At 69.5% G+C, this 1,366-nt stretch carries 1 protein-coding gene and 1 pseudogene; both read left to right on the top strand.

Annotation, left to right across the window (positions count from 1 at the left end; genetic code table 11):
• Positions 1–559 (top strand): annotated as a pseudogene (locus tag AB1460_RS37510) (hypothetical protein); the annotation flags it as partial.
• Positions 560–593: 34 nt separating this feature from the next.
• On the top strand, positions 594–1,028 hold the full coding sequence (locus AB1460_RS37505; RefSeq protein WP_368967315.1) for an ester cyclase: 435 nt from the start codon (positions 594–596) through the stop codon (positions 1,026–1,028).
• Positions 1,029–1,366: the final 338 nt, after the last annotated feature.

The following is a 1,366-nucleotide window of genomic DNA, read 5'->3' as shown; positions in this document are numbered from 1 at the left end:
GCCACCTCGCCCACACCGGCAACGCGCCCCCGGTCATGGCCAGCCTGAGCAACCTCGCGAAGCCATCCTGCGCCTGACCGGCACCACCGACATCGCCCAGGCGCTACGCCACCACGCCCGCCGACCCTGGCGCACCACCACCGTCACCGTCGAGGCCACCACCACCACGACCACCGGCACACCCGTCGCCTCAACCAGGCTGCACCTTGAGGACGATCATGAGGCCGGCGTGCCGACGCTCCTCGCCCGAATCCCCGGCACGAACCTCGCCAACGCGAACCTGCCCGACGACGCCCTCCTCCTCACGCTGAAAGCCACTCCCGCCGACCAGCACTGCCCCACCCACATTCGCCTACGGATCCGCAGCATCACCCCCGCCGCCTTCGCACCCAGGCCACCACCTCCGCGGCACCTCCCGATGTGTCGCCCTCGCCAGCGGCCACGTGAGGATCGACGGCGACCCCGGCCAGCAGCACCAGGAACCAGACCCGGCGGGACGAGGCTGCCATGCCCCCTGTCCGAGTGCGCTGAGCAAGGCCCGCGATTCTCACCATCGTGAATCTGGCGGGCGCTCGTGGGCTTGGATGGGAGGCATGAGTGACGCGCTGGACACGGTCAGGCGGGTGATCGCCGCCTTCGAGACCGGTGACCGGGAGACACTGCTCGGCCTGCTCGCCGAGAACGTCGTGATGGAGGCGCCCGGCGGGGTGCGCCTCATCGGCCGCGAGGCGGCGGTCAACCACAGCGATGCCTTCCTGTCCGCCTTCGGCGACATCGAGGTCGACACGCACTTTCTCGCGGAGCAGAGCCCGCTGGTCGTCGAGGAGTCCACGTTGACGGCCCGGCATACGGGCCCGTTCACGGCCACCGGCGGCGAGCCGATCCCGGCGAGCGGCAACCTCGTGACCCTGCGGATCGTCGAGGTGTACAGGGTGGACGGCGGCCTGGTCACCGAGAACCGCATCTACTTCGACGAGACCCGCCTACTGCGCCAGCTCCGCCCCACTGAATCGCCCCGGTCTGACTGAGACTGAGGTGGTTCACCGCCACCTCGCCCACACCGGCAACGCGCCCCCGGTCATGGCCAGCCTGAGCAACCTCGCGAAGCCATCCTGCGCCTGACCGGCACCACCGACATCGCCCAGGCGCTACGCCACCACGCCCGCCGACCCGAACGAGCTGTCTCGACAATCATGAACTTGACTTGCTAAGCAGCAAGTCTGCCGGCGCCCTGGATGGTCTCCCGGGGTGATCCGGGGTCGTACTCCGCGTTCGGGTACAACTCCCGCGGTGACCTGAACCTGATCACGGGTACCGCGACCGGTGGGTCCCGCAGCCTGCACTACGACGTCGCCAGCCAGCTGAC

The sequence above is a fragment of the Parafrankia sp. FMc2 genome, assembly GCF_041008525.1.
In the GTDB taxonomy this organism is placed as follows: Bacteria; Actinomycetota; Actinomycetes; order Frankiales; family Frankiaceae; genus Parafrankia.
Note: the sequence above shows the minus strand (reverse complement) of the source record. Positions and strands in the feature narration are given on the sequence as shown.

Bases quoted from the DNA above. Each gene is read 5' to 3' on its own strand.
- AB1460_RS37505 (WP_368967315.1), top strand. From the start codon at position 594: ATGAGTGACGCGCTGGACACGGTCAGGCGGGTGATCGCCGCCTTCGAG.